24 protein-coding genes are annotated in these 24845 nt (G+C 69.2%); 8 read left to right on the top strand and 16 right to left on the bottom strand.

What is annotated here, in order from left to right; all coding sequences use genetic code 11:
* Nucleotides 1-12 precede the first annotated feature (12 nt).
* Nucleotides 13-1671 carry a DUF2207 domain-containing protein gene (locus tag WA670_RS34450; RefSeq protein WP_336160406.1) on the bottom strand — a complete coding sequence of 553 codons (1659 nt, stop codon included), beginning with the start codon at nt 1669-1671 and terminating at the stop codon, nt 13-15.
* Nucleotides 1672-1762: 91 nt separating this feature from the next.
* On the opposite strand from WA670_RS34450, the gene WA670_RS34455 reads away from it, so the two are divergent.
* On the top strand, nt 1763-3136 hold the full coding sequence (locus WA670_RS34455) for a neutral zinc metallopeptidase (RefSeq protein ID WP_336160407.1): 1374 nt from the start codon (nt 1763-1765) through the stop codon (nt 3134-3136).
* Between the two features lie 82 nt (nt 3137-3218).
* Here the strand turns inward: WA670_RS34455 and WA670_RS34460 are convergent, their stop codons facing one another.
* From WA670_RS34460 to WA670_RS34505, 10 genes are all read right to left on the bottom strand, one after another.
* Nucleotides 3219-4628 (bottom strand): MFS transporter, encoded by a 1410-nt coding sequence (locus WA670_RS34460; RefSeq protein ID WP_134731496.1) that lies wholly within the window; start codon nt 4626-4628, stop codon nt 3219-3221.
* A 365-nt stretch (nt 4629-4993) separates the two neighbouring features.
* Nucleotides 4994-6310, bottom strand: coding sequence for a carboxyl transferase domain-containing protein (locus WA670_RS34465; RefSeq protein ID WP_037816229.1), 1317 nt, complete (start codon nt 6308-6310; stop codon nt 4994-4996).
* Complete coding sequence (locus WA670_RS34470; protein ID WP_037816228.1) at nt 6307-7728, bottom strand: acyl-CoA synthetase; 1422 nt, start codon at nt 7726-7728, stop codon at nt 6307-6309. Before WA670_RS34470 ends, WA670_RS34465 begins: the two co-directional genes overlap by 4 nt.
* Nucleotides 7729-7837: 109 nt before the next feature.
* On the bottom strand, nt 7838-8584 hold the full coding sequence (locus WA670_RS34475; RefSeq protein ID WP_037816227.1) for an ESX secretion-associated protein EspG: 747 nt from the start codon (nt 8582-8584) through the stop codon (nt 7838-7840).
* Nucleotides 8585-8586: 2 nt separating this feature from the next.
* The gene (locus WA670_RS34480; RefSeq protein WP_051729169.1) at nt 8587-9882 is read right to left on the bottom strand and encodes a hypothetical protein; all 1296 of its coding nucleotides are present in this window, start codon (nt 9880-9882) and stop codon (nt 8587-8589) included.
* Complete coding sequence (locus WA670_RS34485; RefSeq protein ID WP_051729168.1) at nt 9882-10508, bottom strand: DUF3558 domain-containing protein; 627 nt, start codon at nt 10506-10508, stop codon at nt 9882-9884. Before WA670_RS34485 ends, WA670_RS34480 begins: the two co-directional genes overlap by 1 nt.
* On the bottom strand, nt 10508-11137 hold the full coding sequence (locus WA670_RS34490; protein WP_336160413.1) for a DUF3558 domain-containing protein: 630 nt from the start codon (nt 11135-11137) through the stop codon (nt 10508-10510). Before WA670_RS34490 ends, WA670_RS34485 begins: the two co-directional genes overlap by 1 nt.
* Nucleotides 11138-11151: 14 nt before the next feature.
* On the bottom strand, nt 11152-11754 hold the full coding sequence (locus WA670_RS34495; RefSeq protein WP_442893147.1) for a DUF3558 domain-containing protein: 603 nt from the start codon (nt 11752-11754) through the stop codon (nt 11152-11154).
* Nucleotides 11751-12242, bottom strand: coding sequence for a PE domain-containing protein (locus WA670_RS34500; protein WP_037816225.1), 492 nt, complete (start codon nt 12240-12242; stop codon nt 11751-11753). Before WA670_RS34500 ends, WA670_RS34495 begins: the two co-directional genes overlap by 4 nt.
* Nucleotides 12243-12354: 112 nt before the next feature.
* The gene (locus tag WA670_RS34505; RefSeq protein ID WP_336160416.1) at nt 12355-12909 is read right to left on the bottom strand and encodes a DUF3558 domain-containing protein; all 555 of its coding nucleotides are present in this window, start codon (nt 12907-12909) and stop codon (nt 12355-12357) included.
* A 70-nt stretch (nt 12910-12979) separates the two neighbouring features.
* Between WA670_RS34505 and tsaB the strand changes: the two genes are divergently transcribed.
* From tsaB to tsaD, 3 genes are read left to right on the top strand one after another with little or no spacing between them, the layout of a single operon-like run.
* A complete protein-coding gene (tsaB, locus tag WA670_RS34510) occupies nt 12980-13645 on the top strand; it encodes a tRNA (adenosine(37)-N6)-threonylcarbamoyltransferase complex dimerization subunit type 1 TsaB (protein ID WP_336160418.1) in 666 nt (221 codons plus the stop codon).
* Complete coding sequence (gene rimI / locus WA670_RS34515; RefSeq protein WP_134731477.1) at nt 13642-14124, top strand: ribosomal protein S18-alanine N-acetyltransferase; 483 nt, start codon at nt 13642-13644, stop codon at nt 14122-14124. Before tsaB ends, rimI begins: the two co-directional genes overlap by 4 nt.
* The gene (tsaD, locus tag WA670_RS34520) at nt 14124-15170 is read left to right on the top strand and encodes a tRNA (adenosine(37)-N6)-threonylcarbamoyltransferase complex transferase subunit TsaD (protein ID WP_043835247.1); all 1047 of its coding nucleotides are present in this window, start codon (nt 14124-14126) and stop codon (nt 15168-15170) included. Before rimI ends, tsaD begins: the two co-directional genes overlap by 1 nt.
* Here tsaD and wecB read toward each other — a convergent pair.
* From wecB to WA670_RS34535, 3 genes are all read right to left on the bottom strand, one after another.
* Nucleotides 15151-16314, bottom strand: a complete 1164-nt coding sequence (gene wecB, locus WA670_RS34525; protein WP_037816441.1) for a non-hydrolyzing UDP-N-acetylglucosamine 2-epimerase — start codon at nt 16312-16314, stop codon at nt 15151-15153. The genes tsaD and wecB overlap by 20 nt on opposite strands.
* Before the next feature lie 69 nt (nt 16315-16383).
* On the bottom strand, nt 16384-16563 hold the full coding sequence (locus WA670_RS34530; protein ID WP_037816221.1) for an LPXTG cell wall anchor domain-containing protein: 180 nt from the start codon (nt 16561-16563) through the stop codon (nt 16384-16386).
* A 20-nt stretch (nt 16564-16583) separates the two neighbouring features.
* On the bottom strand, nt 16584-17351 hold the full coding sequence (locus WA670_RS34535) for a choice-of-anchor P family protein (protein ID WP_134667666.1): 768 nt from the start codon (nt 17349-17351) through the stop codon (nt 16584-16586).
* Nucleotides 17352-17727: 376 nt separating this feature from the next.
* Between WA670_RS34535 and xrtP the strand changes: the two genes are divergently transcribed.
* Both xrtP and WA670_RS34545 read left to right on the top strand, forming a co-directional pair.
* Complete coding sequence (gene xrtP / locus WA670_RS34540) at nt 17728-18234, top strand: exosortase P (protein ID WP_037816219.1); 507 nt, start codon at nt 17728-17730, stop codon at nt 18232-18234.
* 53 nt (nt 18235-18287) lie between these two features.
* Entirely contained in the window at nt 18288-19616 is a 1329-nt protein-coding gene (locus tag WA670_RS34545) for a glycosyltransferase family 2 protein (protein WP_336160544.1), read from the top strand.
* A 45-nt stretch (nt 19617-19661) separates the two neighbouring features.
* On the opposite strand, the gene WA670_RS34550 is transcribed toward WA670_RS34545, so the two are convergent.
* Nucleotides 19662-21578, bottom strand: coding sequence for a peptidoglycan recognition family protein (locus WA670_RS34550; RefSeq protein ID WP_336160422.1), 1917 nt, complete (start codon nt 21576-21578; stop codon nt 19662-19664).
* 347 nt (nt 21579-21925) lie between these two features.
* On the opposite strand from WA670_RS34550, the gene groES reads away from it, so the two are divergent.
* Together groES and groL are read left to right on the top strand one after the other, a co-directional pair.
* The gene (gene groES, locus WA670_RS34555) at nt 21926-22219 is read left to right on the top strand and encodes a co-chaperone GroES (RefSeq protein WP_009072407.1); all 294 of its coding nucleotides are present in this window, start codon (nt 21926-21928) and stop codon (nt 22217-22219) included.
* 98 nt (nt 22220-22317) lie between these two features.
* Nucleotides 22318-23931: a chaperonin GroEL gene (groL, locus tag WA670_RS34560; protein WP_336160426.1), complete on the top strand. Its 1614-nt coding sequence runs from the start codon at nt 22318-22320 to the stop codon at nt 23929-23931.
* A 144-nt stretch (nt 23932-24075) separates the two neighbouring features.
* Here the strand turns inward: groL and WA670_RS34565 are convergent, their stop codons facing one another.
* The gene (locus WA670_RS34565) at nt 24076-24816 is read right to left on the bottom strand and encodes an SDR family NAD(P)-dependent oxidoreductase (protein WP_238608621.1); all 741 of its coding nucleotides are present in this window, start codon (nt 24814-24816) and stop codon (nt 24076-24078) included.
* Nucleotides 24817-24845 lie beyond the last annotated feature (29 nt).

Consider the following 24845-nt stretch of genomic DNA (forward strand, 5'->3'; position numbering starts at 1 on the left):
TCTGGCACTCCGCTACGACCCGGTTTTCGACGGTTCCTTCGTCAGCGCGTGGTTGAGCGCGGCCAGGAAGGCCAGCAGCCGAGGGCCGAAGCGACGCAGGTCGTCGTCCTGTTCGACGCCGCCGTACCAGGAGAGGCCGGCTTGGCCGTCGGCGTCCGGGTCCAAGTCGGCGAACGCGCCGAGCCAGCGTTCGGTGTCGCCGAGCACCACCGCGTACGGCAGAGAACGGGAGAACACCATCTCGCGGTCCGCCGGGCGTTCGATGTCTTCCGCGCGCACCCGGTGCAGGTAGCGCAACAGCCCGCGGATCTGGCCGGCGACCGCGCGGCCGCGAGCGGTGCGGGAGGGCAGCAGCGCGCGAGCCGCGGCGAGCCCCAGGCCGGCGAGCGCGACCGCGACGCCCAGCAGCGCGTGCCCGACGGTGAACGAAAGCACCGCCGTCGCGACCAAGCCGAGCACGAACAGCAGGATGCCGGGCAGCGCCAGCACCCCGCGCGAGGTGTCCGGACGACGCGAGAACCATTGGCTGGCAACGACGTCCCGGTACATGGAGTCCTGGATCGGTGCCGCGTCGAGATCGCTTAGCCGGGACAGCAGGACGGTGTCGGTTCCTTCCGGCAGCAGCGTTTCGTAGACCACCCGCTCGAAATCGCGCAGGTGCTCGTCCGGCGGGTTCCGCCGGGAGATCTGCCAGTCCGGACCGGGAAGCTCGGCCAGCCACAGGTAATTCCGCACCGCCAGATCGACGACGGTGGCCGCGATGTCCACCGGGTCCACCGACTCGTCCATCACGGTGCCGATCTGCCCGGGAAGCACCCCGTCCGGAGAAGCGAACCAAGTTCGGCCGTTTTCCCGCAACAGGACTTCAATTGTGGTATCGCCGGTGCTGGTCGCGAGTTCGTCCTGCTTTCGGCGCCGCCATACGAATAGCGCGGCGGCAATCAGCAAAACGGCAACCACGGCGAAGCCGATGACGGACGGCAAGGTGAGCGAGAATGCCGCCGCCAATGCGCTGGCCGGCACGAAATCGGCATTCGCCGGTGCGGTTCCCGGCGGCAGTCCGACCGACAGTTCCATCCGCGCGCCCGGCGGCAAATCGTTCTGCTGCAGCCGCAGCACGCCGGTGTGGTCGACCTCGGACAGCGTGCACGGCTGGTTCGCGCCGATCGAACAGGTCACCGGCGCCATCTGCCGGGCCGGGGCGAGGAAGGACGCCTTGATTTCCTTCACCGGCTGGTCGAAGCCGCCCGCGACGAGTGCGCGCACCTGCTGGCCGCCGCCCTGGTCGGCGAGGGCGCCGGCGAGGGTGTAGACGACGGTGGATTCGCCCGCGCCGAAGGTGAGCGTCAACTGGTCGTCGGCCTGCGCGACGGCGCCGCCGCCGGTGGCCTTCGCGTCCCGCACCGTGTAGCGGAGGTCCTGCCCGTCGTCGGCGGGCAGCCGCAACGGCAAGGTGGACACCAGCCGCTGTCCGCCGGGGACAGTCACCTTCTCGGTGACCTGGAAGCCGCCGTCGCGCAACAGTTTAAGTGCGATTTCCGCAGTCGCTTCGGGGGACGCTTGCGCATTCTCGGAATGCCGCCCGGTTCCGGAGAAGGCCGCCGCCGGACTCGCGCTGGATAGCACCGCCAATGCCGCGATCGCCGCCGCGGAAACCCATTTCCTCGCCACGGCAGCAGAGCCTAGAGCACACCGGCTAGGCTGGGTGCCCCGGCAGTGAAAAAAGCCGGATTACGCGAATCACGCAATCGCAGGGGGAACGATGACCTGGCCACCGCAAGGCGGTCCTTATCCGGTGCCGCCGGGAGCCGCCCCGCTCCCGCCGCCGCGGCCGCTGCCGCCCGGGATGCCGCCGGGCGCCGGGATGCCAGGCGGCGGAACGGCGGGACCGGGGATGCCGCCGGGACAGCAGTTTCCGGGCGGGCCGCCGGTTCCGCCGGCACCGCAGTTCCCTCCCGGACCGCCGTTTCCCGCTGCCGGACCGGCAGTTCCGTTGCCGCCGCCTGCCGCGCCGTTGCCGCCGCCGCAGGTCGCTCCGGCGCCGGGACCATTCGCCGCGTCCCCTGGCGTGCCCGCGCCGGCATTCGGTGCGGGCGCCCGGCTCGACGGCTATCGCGCCGAGCGACCGCCGAAGAAATCGCACACCGGGGTGATCGTGCTGGTCTCGGTGCTCGGCGCGATCGTGCTGGTCGTCGGGGGACTGGCAGCGCTCGGTGCGGCCGTGCACAAAGACAAGCGCGTCGACGCGGCGAGCACCCCGCCGCCGACGTATTCCCCGATCTCCAGGGAAACGTCGCCCACCCGGTACACCACCGAAAGCAGCACTTCGGCCACGACCGCCTCGACAACCAGGGAAACCCGCGGAACCACCAGCGACTCGGAACCGGCGTCCGAGGCCCCGCCGGCGCCCCGCGGCCCGCAACCGGTGAAGGAGACCGCGCGGAACCCGCTGTTCGCCAGCGCCGACGCCGGATTGCAGAACGTGGCGTGCACGCTCAGCCGCTGGGGTTCGGACCGGGCAGGCGCGGAACGGTTCTTCCAGTCCGGCATCCGCTGCCTGAACACGGTGTGGGCGCCGGTGCTCGGCGACGCGGGCCTTCCGTTCGAGGGCCCGAACCTGGTGGTCGCGCAGTCCGGCCAGATGCAAAGCCCGTGCACTTCGTCCGGCGACAATTTCGCCGCCTACTACTGCCCGACGAACGAGACCATCTACATGCCGATGGACAAGCTCCAGATCGAGCAGTACGGCGCGCATCCCGGCATCTACCTCGCGGTGCTGGCCCACGAATACGGGCACCACGTGCAGAACCTGTCCGGCGTCGAGGATGCGATGAGCGAACAGCGGTACGACGCGGGCGCCGACTCCGCCGCCGGGCTGGAGCTGTCCCGCCGTCTGGAACTGCAGGCGCAGTGCTTCTCCGGCATGTTCCTCGGTGCGTCGTCGAGCGCGGGCGGGTCGATCGACCGCAACATCTACAACGAGGCCTGGGACTCCGAGGACCGCGGGGACCACGGCGACGGTCCTCGCGACCACGGCACCGACGAGCACTCCATCGCCTGGTGGCGCCAGGGCGCGACGAAGAACCGCACCCAGCAGTGCAACACCTGGACGGCGAACTCCTCCGACGTGGCCTGACCCGCCACGACGAGCTGCAAGCGGCCTGAACGCCAAGAAGGGCCCCTCGAACGCGAGGGGCCCTTCTCAGCTCGTCAGGCGGTTACTGGCCGGCCTTGGCCGCCGCGTCCTCCGAAGCGGACAACGACGGAGAAGACCCCGGCAACGGCTTCTTCGCGGTCTCCTTCAGCTTCAGCAGCGTGATCACACCGACCACGCCGGCGATCATCAGGTAGTACCCGGGCCACTTGAGATCCCCGGTCGCCAGCACCAGCGCGCTCATCACCAGCGACACCGTCCCGGCGAACGCGGACACGAAGATGTTGAACGAGATCGACAGCCCGCCGTAGCGGACCTCGGTCGGGAACAACGCGGGCAGCGTCGACGGGCAGGTCGAGGAGAAGCAGATCAGCAGCAGTCCCATCAGGACCAGGCCGAGCAGCACCGAGATCAGCGACCCGCTCTTGAGCAGCAGCACCATCGGAAGGCCGAGCACGATCAGCCCGCCCGCGCCGACCCACAGGATCGGCTTGCGGCCGACCTTGTCGCTGAGCCTGCCGAGCAGCGGGATGAGCAGCACGCCCAGCCACAGCACGCCGATCTGCAGCCATTCCGCCGCGGTCGCCGAGATCGCCTGCCCGCCGTTCGCGGACATCGTGCGGTCGTCCTTCAGATAGGTCGGCATGTAGCTGGTGAGCATGTAGTTGGTGACGTTCCAGGTCACCACGAGCCCGCCGGCCAGCAGCATCGTCGGCCAGTACTTCGCGAAGATCGTGCGGACCACGTGCTTGGCTTCGGCGTCCTCGCGCTTGCCCGACTCGTCGAGCAGCTGCTGGAAGGCGGGCGTCTCCTCGAGCTTCGTCCGCAGGTAGACCCCGACGATGCCGAGCGGAAGCGCCACCATGAACGGGATCCGCCAGCCCCAGGTGTCCATGAAGGCCGGCGTCGAAACCAGCGGCAGCACCGACGAGACGGTCGCGCCCAGCGCGTACCCGATGAAGGTGCCGAACTCCAGGAAGCTGCCGAAGTAGCCGCGGCGGCGGTCCGGGCTGTACTCGGCGATGAACGTCATCGCGCCGGCGTACTCGCCGCCGGTGGAGAAGCCCTGCAGGACCCGCGCGCACACCAGCAGGATCGGCGCGGCCAGCCCGATCGAGGAGTACGACGGGATCAGTCCGATGAGGAACGTGCCGGTCGCCATCAGGATGACCGTCACCGCGAGCACCTTGGTCCGGCCGATCTTGTCGCCGAGCGGGCCGAAGAACAGGCCGCCGAGCGGACGCACCAGGAACGCCACCGCGAAGGTCGCGAACGTCGCGAGCTGGGCCAGCGCGGGATTGCCGGGCGGGAAGAACTGTGCCTCGATGGTCGTGGAGAGGTAGCCGTAGACCCCGAAATCGAACCACTCGGTGATGTTGCCGACCGCGGCCGCGCCGACCGCCCGGCGCATTGTCGCGTCGTCCGTGACGGTGGCGCCGCCCGACGGCCCCCTCCCGTCTGCTGCCTCTGTCACATCGCTCCCTTCGCGTTTTCGGGACTCACTGCGCAGAGCCCCCGACATCACCTACCGCGAGCGGTCCAAAGCCTAACGTGACACGTCTCACTCCCGCTCGGGGGTAGCGCAGGTAACGCAGACCGGGGAGCATGCGTTATAGCAGGTAGATACCTGTAAAACCCCATCAACTCGCACGCGTCGGCCAGCGGATCATCCGGATTCGCCGACGGCATTTGACGCGCGCAACCCGTGAGGAGGAGCCGCAATGACGGCAGTATTCGTGGCCATCGCAAGCTGTGCAACCGCGGGAGTCGCTGTAGCGGCCACCCTCGCGTCCTACGCGCAGCGCAAGTGGCGGGTCCGCGCCGTCGAGGCGTGACCCGTTAGGACTCGACGATCCCGACTGCCAGGCCGAGGCCGACCAGGTCCTGCGGACGCAACCGCAGCTGGTCGGCCACGGCAGGCACGTCGGTCATCGGGCGTTTCAGGATCGCCGCCGCGGCCTCCGGGGAAGTGACCGAGAAGTAGGCGTCCGGGGCGATCCACGTCGCGCCTTCAGCGGCGAAGGCCAGCGCGCCACCGGAACCGCCCTCGCCGATCACCAGCGTCGTGACCGGCACCGCGGCGGTGGCGATCGCCTCGAACAGCTCCGCGATCGCTGGCCCGATCCCGCCTTCTTCCGCTTCCGCGTCGTTCGCCGCGCCGGGAGTGTCCACCAGAGTCAGCACCGGAATCCCTAGCCGGGACGCCAGCCGCACGAGTCGTGCCGCAGTGCGGAAACCTGCCGGGCGCGTCGCGGTGCCGCACTGTGCTGCGTACGCGATCGCGCGGCCGTCTCGCCAGCCGAAGCCACATTGGACGCCTTCGTCCACGTGACCGGCACGGTCGCCTTGTACGTTCTCTCGCCAGTCGAAGTACGCGTCGAGGTACTCGGGTGCGCGCGCTCGCGAAGAGGCGCGCGCAGCTCGTACAGCGTCCCAGCCGGTTTCGGGCAGCGCGGCGTTGCGAAGGGCTTTTGGCGGGGGAGCGGGCTCTGTCGACGGAGAAGCCAACAGCCGTAGCCATCGCGCGAGTACGTCGCCCAGTTCCTCTGTCGCAACGAGACGGTCGACCTGGCCCCACTCAAGCTTCGCTTCGACGGTGTACGCCTCTGCGGGTGACGTCGCAGGCCGTACGCGGGAGCCAGCGAAGCCCACTTGGGCGTCTGGCAGTCCCAACACGACGTCGGAACCGGCACCGAGCGTCGCCCAGCCGCCGCCGGTGGACGGATCGCGGAGAACGGAAATCTGCGGGACACCCGCCGCGCGTGCTTCCGCGGCGGCGCGCGCGATTCGCTGGAGCTGGGAAAGCGCGCGCATGCCGTGCTGCATCCGGCTGCCGCCCGTCGCGACCAGCGAAACCACGGGCAGTCCACGCTCTTTCGCGTGCGCGAAGGCGGCTTCGACGCGGTCGCCGGTCTGCTGTCCGATCGAACCGCCGAGGAAGCCGAACTCCCAGGCGATCAGCACCGTGGGCACGTCGCCGACGCGGGCTTCCCCGACGACCACCGATTCGGTTTCGCCCGTGCGCGCGGCGGCTGCGGCCCTAGCCTCCGGATATCCCGGCCAGCCGAGCGGATCGTCCGCCGGAGTGTCCGCGACGGGCAGATCGGTGAACCCGGTGGAAAGGCCGGCCAGCAGCTCGCGCGCGGTCGTCCTCATCCCAGCGCTCGCTTCATGACCTTGCCCATGTCGTTGCGCGGCAACGCATCCAGGTACCGCACCACGCGCGGCCGCTTGTGCGGGGCGAGCAGCTTCGACACGTGGTCGGCGAGTTGCTCGACCGTCGGGCGTTCGCCGTCCGGCACGACCCACGCGACGATCCGCTCGCCGAGGTCGTCGTCCGGTTCGCCGGTCACCGCGACCTCGGCGACGTTCGGGTGTTCCAGCAGCGCGTTCTCGATCTCGCCCGCGCCGATCTTGTAGCCGCCGCTCTTGATCAGGTCGGTGGCTTTGCGTCCGACGATCCGGACGTAGCCGTCGGGGTCGAGGGTGGCCATGTCGCCGGTGCGGAACCAGCCGCCGTCGAGCGCGGCGGCGGTCGCGTCCGGGCGGTTGAGGTACTCGGTGAACAGATTCGGCCCGCGGACCTGGATCTCGCCGACCGCGTCGGGCTCCTCGACCGCGGCCCCGGTCTCGTCGACCAGCCGCAGGTCGACCCCGGCGAGCGGGACGCCGACCGAACCCGGCTTGCGCTCGCCGTCGGCGCGGACGCTGGTGTTCATCAGGGTTTCGGTCATGCCGTAGCGCTCCACGACCTGTTGTCCGGTCGCGGCGGTGATCCGCTGGTGGTCGTGCACCGGCAGCGCGGCCGAGCCGGAGACCAGCAGCCGCGCGGACTTGAGCGCGTCGGCGAGGGCTTCGTCGGTCGCGACCGCTTCGGCGATCCGGTGGTACATCGTCGGGACGCCGAACAGCATCGTCGCGCCGTTCGCGAGTTCTCCGGTGACGCCTTCGAGGGAGAACCGGCCGAGGTGGCGGACCGAGCCGCCGCGCCGCAGCGGACCGAGGATGCCGAGGATCAGGCCGTGGACGTGGAACAGCGGGAGGCCGTGGACGAGCACGTCGTCGGCCGTCCATTGCCAGGCGTCCTCGAGCGCGTCGAGCGTGGTCGCGATCGCGCGGCGGGGGAGTACGACACCCTTGGGCGGACCGGTCGTGCCGGAGGTGTAGACGATGAACGCGGGCGCTTCGGCATCCGGCTCGCCGGCCGGCGGCTTCCCGTCGCCCTCCAGCGGAGTGTCGCGCCGCGGCAGGTCGAGCGCGGCGGGCAGTTCGACGCCGGGCTCGGCGAGCACCAGCGCGGGCTCGCTGTCGGCGAGGATGTGGCCGAGTTCGCGTTCGCCGATCTTGGGGTTGAGCGGCACCACCGGAACCCCGGCGAGCAACGCGGCGACCACCGCGACGCTGGTGTGCAGCGTCGGCGTCGCCCACACCGCGACCCGGCGGTCTCGCGGCAGCTCGGCGGCCAGCGCCCCGGCGACCGCGCCGAGTTCGGCGTAGGTGAGTTTTCGGTCGCCGAAGCGCAGCGCTTCCTTGCAGGATCCGGCGGCGACTGCGGGGAACAGCGGATCGGGCACTTTCGCGGACCTCCTGCGTCACCGGCACCTGGAACCGCACCGTACCGCCTTGTGGCGCTCGCCACCTGCGACGCGATTCACAGATCCTGATTGTCAGGGGTACCCAGGTTCAGGCGAGATTATCGAGCAGCGCGCGCACCCGCTCGACCATCGTTTCGTACCGGGCCGGCGCGACGTTCACGTACCGCTCGCCGCCGTCGGTTTCGGAGAACGAGAACAGGTAGCGCCCGTGCTCGGTGTCGTAATACGTGCAGATGTCGCGCCCGCTGATCCGCCGCCCGCCGAGCCCGTCGCGAACCGCCGCGGTGATCTGCCCGCCGCCTGCCCTCGGCAACGCGGCGACGTCGAGCAGATGCCGGACGTCCTGCCGCGCCGGACCGCCGTCAATCGCCAGGTTCAACGCCGATTCCGGCACCGACACCGCCTGCCCCTGCGCGGGCTGGACGCGCGGCAACTCCCGGATCAAGTCCTCGGCCAGCGCCTCGGCTCGCGCTGGTCGCAACACCACGGTGCTGGTGGACGGCATGTGGCAGGCGAGCACCGCGTCCTTGTCCGAGGCCGCGACGACCAGCCGGTACCGCCGGTCCCGCCCGCTCTCGACGGTCGCCGACAGTTCGCTGGCCCCACGGCACAACACGGTCATGGTCCGGACGAACGTCTCGTCCAGACCGCCGCGCCCCCACACGCCTTGGTCGGCCATCGCGCTTACCGCGGCTTCGCGGTACGCGCGCATCTCCTCGGGGTCGCGCCAAAGCGGATCGGGCGCGAGCGCCGCCGGGAGCGAAACCCCCGCCAGTTCCGCCGCGAGGGGCAGGCAGTCGGCAGGGAGCACCACCTCGCGGGCGAGCACGAGCATCGTCAGAGCCCGATCACCGGCGGAACCGCCTTCGGAAGGTCCCCGATGAGGGCGGCGTCCGGGTCCTGCTCGACCAGGTAGTCGGCGGTCTCGTGGACGAGGTCTTCTTCGCCTTCGCCCTTCTGACCGCGGCCCATCGCACCCGCGCCCATGCCGGGTGCCCCCGCGCGCCCGTTGGCACCCGCCGCTGCTCCGCCTCGCCCGGCGGCTTCGGCGTTGCCGAACGGTCCTGTGCCGGTTCCCGCACCTCGGCCGACGCTGTTGCCGTTGCCCGTGTTGCCTGTGTTCCCGAGGCTGCCCGCGTTGCCGCCGCCGGTTCCGGGGAGCCCCGGCGTGTACAGACCGCTGCCGCCCCCGCCGGTGGTGTTGGGGTTGCTGCTGTTGACCGACCAGGAGTTGGGATTCCCGGTGCTGGTGGGGTTGTTGACGCTCGTCAGGTCCGGCGGAACGTAACTGGACGTCCGGGTGTCGTCCGGCAGGTTGTTGTGCGGGGGAACGTATTTGCCCGGCGTCTCCGTCGGGTTGGTGTGCGGCGGAGGCCCCGGATCCCACCGATGGGTCTCCGAAGGAGGCAAGGTCCCCGGCGGCCCAGTGCGATCGTTGGTGTGGTCGCGGTGGCTGGTGCCGCCGTCGGTGCCGCCCGTACTGCCGGTGGTGCCGCCGACGTAGCCGCCCTCGGTGTAGGTCCCAGCGGTGCCGCCGGGGCCACCCGGGGTGTAGTGCGTGGGCAGATGCGCGGTGCCGGTGCCGCCGGGCTGGGTGATGGTGAAGTCACCGCCAGCGGAGGGGAGGGCCAGCTCGCCGTATTGCGACGGGTCCGCCCAGCGAGCGGAGTTCTCGGTCGATTCCCCGTGATAGGACTCGTAACTGCTGACGACTTCTTGCGCTTTCTTGTTCCACGCGTCGATTTCGTCGGAACGGTTGGAGAGGAAGGACAACGGAGTGTCGCTGACCCAGTCGTCCGACGGTTTGTCCCCGAGATCGCCGACCGACGCGATTTTGTCGCGAAGCCCCTCGAAGGAACCGCCCTGGCCGGAGTAGAGCGCCTCCGCCTGCGCGAGGTGCTGGCCACTGGTCTGCGAAGCCTGAACCAGCGGCCCGGCCCCGACGTAGGCCCGCCCGGCGGCGTCGCCTTTCCAGTACTCGTCCATCGCGCTCTGGAGCTGCCGCATTTCGTTGGCGATGTCCTCGTGCTGAGCGGAGAGCGCCGCCGACTGGTCGGAACCGTGGAACATGCCACCGGAACCCTTGCCGGATTTGACCAGGCGAACGATTTCCTGCGGGGAGAGGTTGCCCATCAAGCACCTGCCTTGAGAGTGGTGACGGCAGCGGCGGCGGTTTTCGCTGCCAATGCGCACGGGTCGGCATAGCCGGGGAACGATTTGTCGAGCAGCACGGAGGCGGTGAAGGTCTCGTCGTCCTTGATTCCGACGGCGATTTGGCAGCCGCCGCGTTTCCGGTCGTCGGTGGTGCCTGCGAAGACGGCGGGGTAGCCGTTGACGTCGGGGGCGGCTTCGAAGTAGCCGGATTCGCTGTCGGCGTTGGTGTAAGCGCCGGCGAGGCCGCCTTGTCCGGGGAGCAGCCCGAGGCCGACCCTGTTGTCACGGTCGTCGTACCAGCTACAGATGGGTGCCACGATGCCTTGCCCTTGGCGGTGGCGGACGGCGCTGATGAGCTGGGTCGCCTGATCCTGGCTGAGCAGGGCGCAGGGGTTCTGCTCGTACTTGGTGGCGTCGAGGGGGTTACTCACCTTGGGCACGCTGCGCGTGGTGCTCGTCGGTGCCGAGGACGACTCGGGTGTCGCCGGAACCGGAGTGCCTGGAGTCGAGGAGCAGGCAGTGACGGCGAGCAAAACGAGACTCCCTGCCGCCGCGAAGGTGACCGGTTTTGCCGACTCGGGCCCAGTGACGATGCGGCTCGTCATCACGTACCGGCCTTGATCGTCGTGATGGCGGCCGCGGCCGTTTTGACTGCCAGAGAGCACGGATCCTGATAGAGCGGCGATTGCGGCTGGAGCAGGATCGAACTGGTGAAGGTTTCGTCGTCTTTGATCCCGACGATGGCCTGGCAGCCGCCGCTTTTCCGGCTGTCGGTCGTTCCGGAAAGAACCGCCGGGTAACCATTGATGTCGGGAATCGCTTCAAAGTAACCAGACTGGCTGTCCTGGTGCTGGTACGCGCTGGCCAAGCCGCCCTGGTGCGGGAGGAGCCCGAGTCCGATCCGGTTGCCGTCGGCGTCAATCCAGCTGCAGATGGGCGCGACGGCGCCTGCGGCCTGGCGGTTGCGGACGGAGTTGATGAGCTGGGTCGCCTGGGCTTGGCTGAGCAGGGCGCAGGGGTTCTGCTCGTACTTGGCGGCGTCGAGCGGGTTGCTCACCTTGGGCACGCTGTGCGCGGTGCTCGTCGGTGCGGAAGATGGCTGCGGCGTTGCCTGGGTCGGTGTTCCGGAAACGGACGAACAGGCCGTCATGGCGAGCAACAGCAGACTGCCGGTCGTAGCGAGCGCGACGGGATTCGCGGGTTCTGCTGCTCTGGGCCGGATGATGTCCAGCACGGCACGGGCTGGCATCACGTACCTGCCTTGATCGTCGTAACAGCAGCAGTGGCCGTTTTCACCGCGAGCGAGCACGGGTCGTTGTAGAGAGGCGACGTCGTTCGAAGGCGCACGGATGCGGTGAAGAGTTCGTCGTCCTTGATTCCGACGGCGATTTGGCAGCCGCCGCGTTTCCGGTCGTCGGTGGTGCCTGCGAAGACGGCGGGGTAGCCGTTGACGTCGGGTGCGGCTTCGAAGTAGCCGGATTCGCTGTCGGCGTTGGTGTAGGCGCCGGCGAGGCCGCCCTGCCCAGGAAGGAGTCCGAGGCCGACGCTGTTGTTGTCGGCGTCGTACCAGGTGCAGATGGGCGCGACGAGGCCCTTGCCCTGGCGATTGCGGACGGAGCTGATGACCTCGGTCGCCTGGGCCTGACTGAGCAGGGCGCACGGGTTCTGCTCGTACTTGGCCGCGTCGAGCGGGTTGCTCACCTTGGGCACGCTGCGCGACGTGCTCGTCGGTGCCGAGGACGACTCAGGTGTCGCCGGAACCGGTGTGCCCGGGGTCGAGGAGCAGGCAGTGACGGCGAGCAGAACGAGGCCGCCGGTCGCGGCGAGAGCGATGGGCTTCACCCGGTTCATCCTTGCTTGCGCAGGCTGCTCGTGTTGGCGTGGTCTTGTTTCTCGTACTTGGCGATGGCGTCTTGCAGCTTGTCCGCGTACCCCTGTGCGTAGGCCTGTTGCTGCTGAAGGCTGGCCAAGTATGCGTCGGCATGGCCGTCAGCCGCCTTCTTTTGCAGCGTGCTGGCCGGGTCTTCGGCGGGTGGGGGAACGACCTTCAGCTGGTCACCGGTTCGGATCATGTCGTTGAGCTTGTCCGCGATCCCCTGCCACTTGGGCTGCAGCTTCCGCATCGCGTCGACGTCCATGTTGAACCCGCCGCCCGCCGCGGCGGCGTTTACCTTCGCGTCCTCTGCCGCGCGCTGCTGGTAGACGCGTACGCCGTTGGAGTTCATCGCTTCGCCGAACTGCTTGTCCTGGCGGTCGCGTTTGGCCTGCTCTTCCGGGTCGACGTACCCCGCGCGACCGTCCACCGGCTGGCTGTTGCTGGACGACTGCCCATTGCCCACGACGACGCTCCCCCTCGCTCCCGGCGGCACTGTCTGCGACTGCCGATGCTCTGACTGAGCTTAATCGGTCGAGGTTCCCTGTGTGGACAAAATCCCCCAAGCCGGGCAGGTGTCAGGAGCCTGCCCTGAGGGTGGCGACGACCGCCGTAGCTGCTTTGAGTGCGACTGCGCAGGGGTCGGCGTAGGAGGGCGACCGCGGGAAGAGGATGACTGAGCTGGTGAACGTCTCGTCGGAGCGGACGCCGACCGCGACTTGGCAACCGCCGTCTGAACGGTTGTCCAGGACGTTGGTGTAGACAGCCGGGTAGCCGTCGATGGAGGGGGCCGGTTCGAAGTAGCCGGTGCTGCTCCGGTTTCCGTAGACGGTGGCGAGGCCGCCCTGCCCGGGGACCAGACCGACGGCCAGCGAGCTGTTTTCGCGGTCGTTCCAGCTGCAGACCGGGGCTACATTGCCGGTGATCTTGCGGTTGCGGACCGCGCCGAAGACCTCCGCTGCCTGCGGGAGCAGGGCGCACGGGTCCTGTTCGTATTTCCGCACGTTGAGCGGATGGGGCACCTGCGGCACCTCGGGCGGCGCGGACGACTCCGAGAGAGGGGCCGGAGCGGCCGAACAACCGGCCAGAACCAGCACGCTGCCGAACAAGGCCGCGATAGACAGCTTGGTCACGGAACGTATCCTCCCGCACCCCCAAACCCGCCCCCTTGTCCCCTTCGGACCCGAGCTATCCTGGGAAATCGTGCTGGTATTGGCGATCGACACGGCTACTCCGGCGGTAACGGCGGGCATCGTTGCCGTCGACGAGGCTGAGCTTGTCACCCGGGCGGACCGCGTCACGGTGGATCCTCGGGCGCACGGCGAGCTGATCGCCCCGCATGCGCTGGCGGCCGCGGAGGAGGCTGGCGTCACGCTCCGCGAACTGGACGCGATCGTGTGCGGCGTCGGGCCTGGTCCGTTCACCGGGTTGCGGGCTGGCATGGCCACGGCGGCTGCGTATGCGCACGCGCTCGGCATCCCGGCGTACCCGGTGTGCAGTCTCGACGCGATCGCGTCTGACGTCGTACGCACGGAGAAGTTGTTTCTCGTCTTCACGGACGCACGGCGTCGCGAGGTCTACTGGGCTGCGTACGACGCTTCGGGCGCGCGCACCGACGGTCCGCACGTACAGCGGCCCGCGGACATTGAGACTGACATTCGCGTAGCGGCGGGCGATGGTGCGTTGCAGTACGCGGCATCGGTGGGCGTGGTGCCGATCGAGCCGCGGTTTCCGTCGCCGGCTGGGTTGGTGCGCGTGGCGCGTACGGCGCTTCTCGAGCGCGCGGAGCCGGAGCCGTTGACGCCGCTGTACCTGCGTCGTCCGGACGCTGTCGAGCCCGCGGCGCGCAAGAGGGTGACTGCGCTGTGAAGCTCGACCAGCTGCGCCGCGCTGACGTCGGGAAGTGCGCGGAGATCGAGAAGATCCTCTTTCCCGGCGACGATCCGTGGAGTGCGCGCGCCTTCCACTCCGAGCTTGACCAGGGGCATTACTACCTCGCAGCGCGGTCGGACGACGGGGAGACGCTGCTTGGGTACGCGGGGCTCGCGGTGGTCGGGCGGCGCGGTGACTACGAAGCGAGCGTCCACACGATCGGCGTGGTGCCGGAGGCGCAAGGGCAGGGCATCGGCAAGGCGCTCCTTCGCGCGTTGCTGACGCGCGCGGACGAGCTGCGCGCGGCGGTCTTCCTCGAGGTGCGCACGGACAACGACCCCGCCGTGAACCTGTATGAGGCGCACGGCTTCCAAAAACTTGGCATCCGGCGGCGCTACTACCAGCCCTCCGGTGCGGACGCGTTCACCATGGCCCGCCCCGCGCAGGCCCCGGCACGAGACGAGGTGGCCGGCTGATGGCGCGCGTCATCATGGGTATCGAAAGCTCCTGCGACGAGACCGGGGTCGGCCTCGTCCGGCTGCACGACGACGGCACGGTGGAGCTGCTCGCCGACGAGGTCGCGTCCAGTGTGGACCAGCACGCTCGCTTCGGCGGGGTCGTGCCGGAGGTCGCCAGTCGTGCGCATCTCGAAGCGATGGTGCCGACGGCGGAGCGTGCGTTCGCCACCGCCGGGCTGAAACTGTCCGATGTGGACGCGATCGCGGTGACGGCCGGGCCCGGTCTCGCTGGCGCGTTGCTGGTGGGCGTTTCGGCGGCCAAGGCGTATGCGACCGCGTTGGATGTGCCGCTGTACGGCGTGAATCACCTTGCCGGGCACATCGCGGTGGACACGTTGCAGCACGGCCCGTTGCCGACGCCGGTGTTGGCGTTGCTCGTTTCCGGCGGCCACACGCAACTGTTGCGAGTGGACGACATCGCGTCGAGCATCACCGAACTCGGGTCCACTGTGGACGACGCGGCGGGCGAGGCGTACGACAAGGTCGCGCGGGTGCTGGAGCTGCCGTACCCGGGCGGGCCGCCGATCGACAAGGCGGCCAAGCAGGGCAACCCGAAGGCGATCGCGTTCCCGCGCGGGATGACCGGCCCGCGCGACGCGAAGTTCGACTTTTCCTTCTCCGGCTTGAAAACGGCGGTGGCCCGCTGGGTGGAGAACGCCGAGCGCGCTGGCGATCAGGTGCCGGTGAACGACGTCGCGGCGTCCTTTCAGGAAGCGGTCGCGGACGTGCTCACCGCGAAGGCGATCCGTGCCGCGCGTGAACAAAACATCGGCACGTTGGTGATTTCCGGTGGCGTGGCAGCGAATTCGCGGCTTTCCGAACTGGCCGCGGAGCGATGCGCGGAGGCTGGCATTGAGCTGCGCGTGCCGCGGCCGCGCTTGTGCACGGACAACGGCGCGATGATCGCGGCGTTGGGTGCGCACGTGGTGGCGGCTGGTCGATCCGTGGCACCGCTGGACTTTTCGGCGAACCCGGGCCTGCCGGTCAATGTTGTGTCCCTTTAGGACTCACCAGGGCAGCGGCATCAAGCGACACCCCCAGCAGCGCCTCGATCGCCAACGCTGACCGTGCGGCCGCGGAACCGTTTCCGTACGGATTCGCTGATGCGGCAGCGCTGATCTCCCCGCGGAGAATGCGCGCGGCGGTGTCGGTGATCAGTTCGGTGTCGGTGCCGACCAGCCAAGCGCAACCGGCTTCGACGGCCTCCGGGCGTTCCGTAGTGTCACGCAACACCAGCACCGGCGTACCGAACGTCGGTGCTTCTTCTTGAATACCACCGGAATCCGTCAGCACGAGCGACGCCAACCGCAGTGCGCGCACGAGATCCGGGTACTCCAACGGCTCGGTGACGGTCACCCGCGCAACCCCGCCCAGCACCTCCTCGACCTGTTCCCGCACAGCCGGATTCGGATGCACCGGGAACAGCACCTGCACGCGCGGATGGGCATCGACGATCTGGCGCACGGCAGTCAGCGTGCGCGTCAACGGTTCGCCCCACGACTCGCGGCGGTGCGACGTCACCAGCACCAACTGCTCGCCCGCTTCGGCGATTCCCATCTCCAGCAAGGCAAGCGCCGGATCGCGCGCGGGCAAATCGCGCGCCGCCACCGCGAGCACCGCGTCGACGACTGTGTTGCCCGTACGCGTGATCCGCTCCGAAGGCACGCCCTCGGCCCGCAGCGCCGCGCCCGCGGCCGCCGTCGGGACCAGGTGCAGCGCGGCGATCCGCGAGATCATCTGCCGCGTTCCCTCCTCGGGGAACGGCGACGCCAAGTCGTGCGTACGCAGCCCGGCTTCGAGGTGCACCACCGGAATGCCGAGCCAGAACGCGGCGAGCGCGCCGGCCAGTCCGGTGGTGGTGTCGCCTTGCACGACGACGGCCGACGGCTGGTACCGGCGCAGCGCGGCGTCGAGCGCGGGCAGCAGGCCGGACACCAGTTCCGCCTGCGTGCCGGACACCCGCGGCGGCACGTCGAGCCACGCGTCGATCCCGACCTCGAACGGGGCCAGCGCCTGCTCGACCATGCCCTGATGCTGACCGCTGTGCACGACCAGCGGCCGCAGCCCGGGCCGGGCGTCCAGGGCCAGCGCGAGCGGCGCGAGCTTCACCGCCTCCGGGCGCGTCCCGGCCAGCAGCATCACGTCCAACGTTTTCACCCTTTCGAGTGTCCCGGAAAACCGGGCTGCCGGCGGGATCACGCCGGCAGCCCGGATTCTTCAGCCGTCCAGGCGGGCGAACCGCCGATTCCGGCGGCGGACGGCGATCAGCGCGACGATCCCGAGGATCACCAGCGCCACCCCGACCGCGAGCCACCAGCCGACGTCGGCGCCGGTGGCGGCGAGGGTGCCCACCCCGCCACCGGCGACGCCGACCCCGGCGCCAGGCATCTTGTACATCGATCCATCACCTCACCGGGTCAGGCAGCCGAACGACGCCGGGAGAAACGCAGGCCGACCGGCACCGCGATCGCGGCGACCACGCCGAACCCGATCCACATGCCTGCGCCCGAGGCGAGCGGCATCGGCGGAGCGGCCGGGCCGCAGGTCGCCGACGACAGGATCACGTCGCCCGAGCCGAGCGCGCCCAGTGCGGCGCCGCCGAGCAGCTTCAGGTGCAGCGCGTTGACGGTGAGGCTGCCGTCGTTGTTCTTGATCTGCTCGTTCAGGATCAGCGTCGCCACGTGCAGCGGGCCGACCTGGACCTTCAGCTGGGTGTTCGCCGCCGGGGTGGCGTCGACCTTGCCGAGGGTGCCGAGGTTCGCGCCGACCAGCGTGGTGCTGCCCTTGACGCCTTCCTGCGTCGCGGTGCAGACGGCTTCGACCGCCTTCACGCCGACATCGCCGGCGGCGGCCTTGAGCAGCGGCAGCCCGACGTCGGCGACGGACGCCTTCGCCGTGACCGCGCCGGAGTTGTCGTCGCGCACGGCGGACGTCTTGATCACGCCGGTGGTCAGCACGCCGGGCACGTTCGCGGAGACCGCGGTGCTTTCCGTCGGGCCGTTGGTGTTCGCGGCCGCGAGCGGGCCGAGATGCACCGCGGGCTGGCCGAGCAGCGTCACGTCGACGTTGACGCCGTAGGCCGACCCGTCGCCGGGAGCGGCGCTGGCCGGAACAGCTCCGGCCAGGGCGATGCTCGCCACGACAGCGGCGAGCAGGCCGCCTCGTCGCACGAGGTGTCTCTTCACTGGTCCTCCGATTTTTCTCAGGGCGAGCCGCTGCGCGGACTAAACCCGCTGAGCAAGAGTCGGCACGCGGATCGGTTATCGGCTGAGGTTTCCGAAATGGCACAGTTTTTTGCCCTCAATCACCACATCGGGTGATAAGAATTCGCTTTTCCCCAGGTTGCGTGAAGCATCACTCTAACGGAGTAGCAAGAGTGCGTAAGAATATGCCGAAAGCTGCTCGGGTGTCCCCGGAATGGGGCTGCCCGGCGCAGGGCGGGAGCCGTCGCGGACACGACCGTGGCCGGGTCCGCCCGGTTCCGCTGGGTTTCTTCTCGAGAGGGTCGTCGTGACAGCAGTCAACGCGCCGGTGTCAGGCGCATCCCGGTTTCCGCTGCGTATGGCGGTGGTCGGGGTGCTCGCCGCGGGGGTGGTGCTGGTGCTCGTGGAACGCGGGTACCGGGAGCTGGAGGTGCGACTGGCCGGGGTCATCCTCCGGATTGTCACCTCATCGGGGGTCTATGTGGCCGGAAACCGGGAATCGGTCTACTTCGGGTTGTCTGGCGATACTCCATTCGGGTTGCGGATGACTCCGGAATGCTCGTCGGTATTCCTTCTGCTGCCGTTGCTATTAGTGACCGCCGCACTTCTGTGGTTCCGGCCACAGAATGCCCGCAGGCTCTTTTTCTCGCTGGGAATTTCCGCGATCACGGTGATCTTGGTTAATCAGTTACGCATTCTCACCATCGTCGGGCTGGTCAACGGGCTCGGCACCGACGAGGGCTACTACTGGGGCCACACGCTGCTCGGCTCGCTGGTCAGCGTCATCGGCGGCGCGATCTCGCTGGTGCTGTTCGTGTGGCTGGCGACGCGGAAGACGAAGGCCGAGAAACGGGCCGCGGCGTGAGCGGTTCCGGCCTGAAGATCCTGCTGTCGGTCACGCAGGCGTTCGCGCTGACCATGAGCGTCGCGTTCCTCGTGTACGTCGTGGTGATCGTCGTGCCGTACCTGCGCCGCAAGCCCGCTCCGGTCGGCGATCCGGCCGACTTCTCCTGGCACTTCTTCGTCCCCTGCCGCGACGAGGAGGTGGTGATCCGCGAGACGGTGAAGTACCTGCGCGGCACCTTCCGCCGCGCGCACGTGTGGGTCGTGGACGACGACTCCGACGACCGCACCGCCCGCGTCGTGCGCTCGGTGTGGCGGCGCAACGGCGGCTACGACCCGAATCTGCACCTCGTCGCCCGTCAGCGCCCGGAAGCGCGTACGGGCAAGGGAGACGCGCTCAACGCCGCCTATCGCGAACTGGACGACTGGCTCGGTCCCGACGCGGACCGGGACCGGGTCGTGGTCGTGGTGGTCGACGCGGACGGCCGTCCCGCGCCGAACTGTCTCGAAGTGTGCGCCGCGGACCACCTGTTCGGCGACGAAACCGTTGGCGCCGTTCAACTCGACGTCCGGATGAGCAACTTCCGCAGCCGTCCGCCCGGCTGCACGTGGTTCTCCCGCGCCTTCGGGCTCAAGCTCGCCCAGTTGCAGGACCTGGAGTTCCGCACCGCGATCGCGGCGATCCAGACCTCCCGCGGCTTCACCGGCACGATCTCCATGGGCGGCAACGGGCAGTTCACCCGGCTGTCCGCATTGGACTCGATCGCGGGCGACGAACTGGCCCCGTGGCGCGGTTCGCTGCTGGAGGACTTCGAACTCGGCGTACACCTGCTCACCGCGGGCTGGCGCACCGGGTTCACGCCGGATTCGCATGTGGCGCAAGAAGGTCTGTACAGCCTCCGCCGGTTCCTGGTGCAGCGCACGCGATGGGGCCAGGGAACCATGCAGTGCATGCGGTACCTGCGCCGGATCTGGGACTCGCCGCACGTGTCCACTTTGGGCGCCGCGGAGATGATGTATTACCTGGCGCAGCCGTGGATGCAGCTGCTCGGCTCGCTGCTGTACCCGGTGCCGTTCATCCTGCTTCTCGTGAGCACCGCGGGCGATCCCGGTCAGGTGTGGACGTGGTTCACCGGCGGCGCTTGGATCCTGTTCGCGATCTACGGTTCGTTCGGGTTGCTGCCGTTCGTCGTGTGGGGCCCGATCTACCAGATGAAATGCCTGCGCAGCAAGAACATCTTCCGCGGCATCGGCATGGGCCTGTTGTACGCGGCCTACATCTACACCTTCTACATCACGTCCTGGCGCGCGCTGTTCCGCTTGGTGCGCGGCCGCAACGGCTGGGCCAAGACCCGGCGCAACACCGAGGCCACCACGGGTGTGAAAGTGGCGCTGGACGCGTGAATGCCCGGACCGGAAGTTCCGGCCCGGGCATTCGGCGAGCCGCGGTCAGGACGCCGGTTCGAGATCGACGTCGTCGCGGCTGACGTACGCCACGCGGTGGCCGAGCTGGATTTCCACGTACCTGGACTTGCCCTTCACGACCTTGTTCGTCGCGACGTCGAAGGACGCCGAGTAGTACTCCGAACCGGTCAGCCCGCCCACAGAGTACTTCTGACCCGCGCCGAGCTGATACGGCAGCGGCTTGAGCTCCTGCACCGGAATGTCCTTCGGATACGCACTGGCCTCCGGGTACGCGCTCCCGTAGACCGGCACGGTTGCCTTGCCCGCCTTGGGAATCGCGACGAATCCGTCCGCCGGATACGCGGTGGGCGCGTTGTCCGGGTTGCGGAACCAGCCCTTCTGCCCGAGGTACCAGATCGCGGTCCAGTCGCCGCGAGTGTCCGCGACGGCGTACTTCTGGCCGGTGGCCACGCGACTGCCGATGTCCGAGACGTCCATTGTGGACGGGTCAGGCCCGTGCATGCCCACATCGGACAGCAGCGGTGCGGACTCACTCGGCTCGGTGTGCAGCACGACCGACCCGGAACTCCGCTTGGGGCACGGGTTTCCGGACCCGATCTTGTCGCAGCCGGTGAATGCCGGACGGTTGGCGGAGAACTCCGGATCGATCATGACCAGACCGGAATCCGGCTCGCCGTAGTGCTCCAGCGGAGCGCCGAGCAGATCGAAGTAGTGCGCCCAGTCCCAGTACGGACCCGGGTCCCAGTGCATGCTCTTGATCTTGTCCGCGTTCGGGCCGGGCACGTTGTCGTGGCCGAGGATGTGCGCCCGGTCCAGCGGAACGCCGAAGCGGTGCGCGAGGTAACGCACGAGCTTCGCGGACTGCCGGTACATCGCCTCGGTGAACCAGGTGCCCTGCGCGGCGAAGCCCTCGTGCTCGACGCCGAGGGATTTCTCGTTCAGGTACCAGTTCCCGGCGTGCCAGCCGACGTCCTTGGTCGGCACGTGCTGGGCGATCTGGCCGTCCGAGGAGCGGGCCGTGTAGTGCCACGCGGTCTGACCGGGGGTTTGCGCCTGCTTCATCACCGAGTCCCAGGCGCCCTCGGTGTCGTGGATGACGATGTAGTCGATCTTCTGGTCGCGCGGCCGGTCAGCCTTGTCGTAGTTGCCGTAGCTGTCGCCGATCTTCTGGAACGGCGCGGGCACCGATTCGCAGGACATCGACCGCGGGCACTCCGTGGCCGGCGGCTTTCCGGCCTGCAGACCGAGCCGATCCGCCTGGGCACGGTCCGGGGTGACACCGGACGCCGCGGCGAGTTTGACGGCCTGGCCGTCGTCGGTCGTACGCGCGATGCCGCTGTTGATGGTGGCGAATACCTCGTCGGCGAAGGTGCGCGCGCCAGTGACGTCCTCGGAGCCGCTGTATCGCGCGACAGCTCCGTACCAGTCCTTCGCGCTGTCGCTCTTGACGCCCAACTCTCGCTGGTACTCGGCCAGCAGCGCCGCGCCGCCGCGGATGTTCGCTACGGCGTCCGTACGGAGCTTCGCCGCGCCGGTGTGCAGCAGTGCGGCGGCCTGGTCGATGGTCTGGCTGCCGGGCGGGGGAGCCGGGACTTCCAGCGGGCGCAGGCGCAGGGCCGGGCGAGAGTCGTCGCCGCGGGGGTCTTCGTCGGGATTGTCGAATTCGCTGGTCCGCAGACCGGCGGTGCGGACGTCGGTGAGATGCATCGGGCCGTACCCGGCGGCAGTGCTGGGCGCGCCGGAATGAGTGTCCCAGCGGGACTCCAGGTACGAGACGGCTAGCAGGACGTCGGCCGGGACGCCGAATTCGGAGGCTGCGTCGGCGAAGGCGTGCTGGCGGGCTTCGTTAGCGGGCTGGGCGGAGGCGGGCACGGCGACCGCGGCCACTGCCAGCAGCCCGGTGGTGGCAGCGGCCAGGCGCCACGGGAGTGAGCGGGGCATAGAGGGCTCCAGGGGTGAGATGCCTGTCTGTGCGGATCCAACCAGGAGCCGGGGGATTTGGTGAGCTTTATCCACCGGATGCGGCCGAACGGGCACGCGGCGGTGCCCGGGCCGCCCGCCGCCTGGTGGAGGGCCCTCGCGCGCGGCCCGGAGCAAACGGGCCGGTCAGCGGCCTCCGCCTGGGGTTTCACCAGGTCCGGCGGACCCTCCTTGCGAAGCTGGCACTCACATGGCTAGAGTGCTAATCGAACGGCCCGGACACGCCCCGGCACCCGCGACGGCGGGGGTGGTATGAGCCGTAACCAGTCATCATGCCGACGCTTTCGACGACCGTGGAGGTCAACCCGGTGAGCGTGAACATCAAGCCGCTCGAGGACAAGATCGTTGTCCAGACGAGCGAGGCCGAGGAGACGACCGCTTCCGGCCTCGTCATCCCCGACACCGCCAAGGAGAAGCCCCAGGAGGGCAAGGTTCTGGCCGTGGGCCCGGGCCGCATCGACGACAAGGGCAACCGCGTTCCGCTGGACGTGGCTGTCGGCGACGTCGTCATCTACTCCAAGTACGGCGGCACCGAGGTCAAGTACAACGGCGAGGACTACCTGATCCTCTCCGCCCGCGACGTGCTGGCCGTCATCAACTGACGCGTCACTCGCAGCGCAAGGACGCCCCGGGCCCCGCTCATGCCGGGGTGCGGGGCGTTTTGCGTCGCACGACAACCGAAAGGTAAGCGGAAAGCGTTATGCCCAAGCAGATCAGTTTCGACGAGGACGCTCGTCGCGCGCTCGAGCGCGGGGTGAACAAGCTCGCCGACGCGGTCAAGGTCACCCTCGGCCCGCGCGGTCGCCACGTCGTCCTCGACAAGAAGTTCGGCGGCCCGACGATCACCCTCGACGGCGTCACCGTCGCTCGCGAGATCGAGCTCGACGACCCGTTCGAGAACCTCGGCGCGCAGCTCGCGAAGAGCGTCGCCACCAAGACCAACGACGTCGCGGGCGACGGAACCACCACCGCCACGGTGCTGGCCCAGTCGCTGGTGAAGCACGGCCTGCGCAACGTCGCCGCCGGCGCCAACCCGACCGCGGTCGGCAAGGGCATCGAGGCGGCCGCGGAGAAGGTCGTCGAGGTCCTCAAGGCCAAGGCCACCCCGGTCAAGGGCCGCGACAACATCGCCCAGGTCGGCACCGTCACCTCGCGTGACGCGACGATCGGCGCGCTGCTCGGCGAGGCCGTCGAGCGCGTGGGCGAGGACGGCGTGATCACCATCGAGGAGTCGTCCACGCTGGCGACCGACCTCGTGATCACCGAGGGCGTCCAGTTCGACAAGGGCTTCCTGTCGGCGCACTTCGCGACCAACCCGGAGGACCAGAAGGCGACCCTCGAGGACGCCTACATCCTGCTGAGCCGCGAGAAGATCTCGGCGCTGGCCGACCTGCTCCCGGTGCTGGAGAAGGTCGTCGAGGCGAAGAAGCCGCTGCTCATCATCGCCGAGGACGTCGACGGCGAGGCGCTGTCCACCCTCGTGGTGAACTCGCTGCGCAAGACGATCACCGCGGTCGCGGTCAAGGCCCCGTTCTTCGGCGACCGCCGCAAGGCGTTCCTGGACGACCTCGCCGTCGTGACCGGCGGCGAGGTGATCTCCGCGGAGATCGGCCGCAAGCTGTCCGAGGTCGACCTCAGCTCGCTGGGCAAGGCCCGCCGGGTCGTCGTCACCAAGGACGACACGACGATCGTCGACGGCGCGGGCACGAAGGACGACATCGCCGCCCGGACCGCGCAGATCCGCAAGGAGATCGAGACCACCGACTCCGACTGGGACCGCGAAAAGCTGCAGGAGCGGCTCGCGAAGCTCGGCGGCGGCGTGGCCGTGATCAAGGTCGGCGCGGCCACCGAGACCGAGCTGAACGAGCGCAAGCACCGCATCGAGGACGCCGTGGCTTCCACCAAGGCGGCCGTCGAGGAGGGCATCCTGCCCGGCGGCGGTTCGGCGCTGGTGCACGCGGTCAAGGAACTCGAGGGCAACCTCGGCCTGACCGGCGACGAGGCGACCGGTGTCGCCATCGTCCGCGACGCGCTCACCGCCCCGCTGTTCTGGATCGCGACGAACGCGGGCCACGAGGGCGCGGTCATCGTGAACAAGGTCCAGGAGCAGGGCTGGGGCCAGGGCTTCAACGCCGCCACCGGCGAACTGACCGACCTGATCGCGGGCGGCATCGTCGACCCGGTCAAGGTGACCCGCTCGGCCGTCGCGAACGCGGCGTCCATCGCCCGGCTGGTGCTCACCACGGAAAGCTCCGTGGTCGAGAAGCCGGTCGAGGAGGAGCCGGAGGCCGCTGGCCACGGTCACTCGCACTGACGCGGTTCAGCCTTTGCGTTATAGCGGGGCGGCATTCCCTTCGGGGAGTGCCGCCCCGCTTTGCGTGGTGCGTGGTGCGGGGTTCGGGCGCAGGTGTTTCCGCATGATCGGGTGGTGCCCATTCGACCGGCGCCCCAACGCTGATCAAGCAGTAAACCCGCCATCCACCGTGATCGACGTCCCGGTCAGATACCGCCCGTCCGGACCAGCCAGGTAAGCCACCGCGGCCGCGATGTCCGTCGGATTTCCGTAGTGCCCCAACGCAATATGCGCCAACTGGTCCCCGGAATGCGGGCCGTCCGCCGGGTTCATTTCGGTGTCTGTCGAGCCGGGGTGGACCACCATCGCCGTGATCCCGCGCGGTCCCAGGTCGCGCGCCAGGCCCTTGGTCATCCCCACCAGCGCGGATTTGCTCGCCGAGTACAGGCTCAATCCGACGAACGGCGCGCGCTCCGCCAAATCGCTGCCGATCGACACGATCCGCCCGCCCTGCTTCATGTGCCGTACCGCTGCCCGGGCCGCCACCAGCGGGGCCTTCACGTGGATCGCCAGCGTGCGGTCGATCGTTTCCGTGGTCAGGTCTTCGACCGGTGCCGCCGGGAACACGCCGGCGTTGTTCACCAGCACGTCCAGTCCGCCCAGTTCGGCCGCGGTCTGGTCGACTGCGCTGGTCACCGCGTCCGCGTCGGCGGCGTCCGCCTGCAGAGCGAGGCCTCGCCTGCCGAATTTCTCGATGGACGCGACTACTTCCGCCGCCCGGTCCGCGGCGCGTTCGTAGGTGATCGCGACGTCCGCGCCGTCCTCGGCCAGCCGGAGTGCGATCGCCGCGCCGATTCCGCGGCTTCCGCCGGTGACCAGCGCGACCTTGCGGTCCAGGGTTCCCATGTCCCACCTCTTTCTGTAGCGATAACTAC

Origin of the sequence: Amycolatopsis sp. VC5-11 (assembly GCF_037034185.1) — a bacterium.
GTDB classification, from domain to species: domain Bacteria; phylum Actinomycetota; class Actinomycetes; order Mycobacteriales; family Pseudonocardiaceae; genus Amycolatopsis; species Amycolatopsis nivea.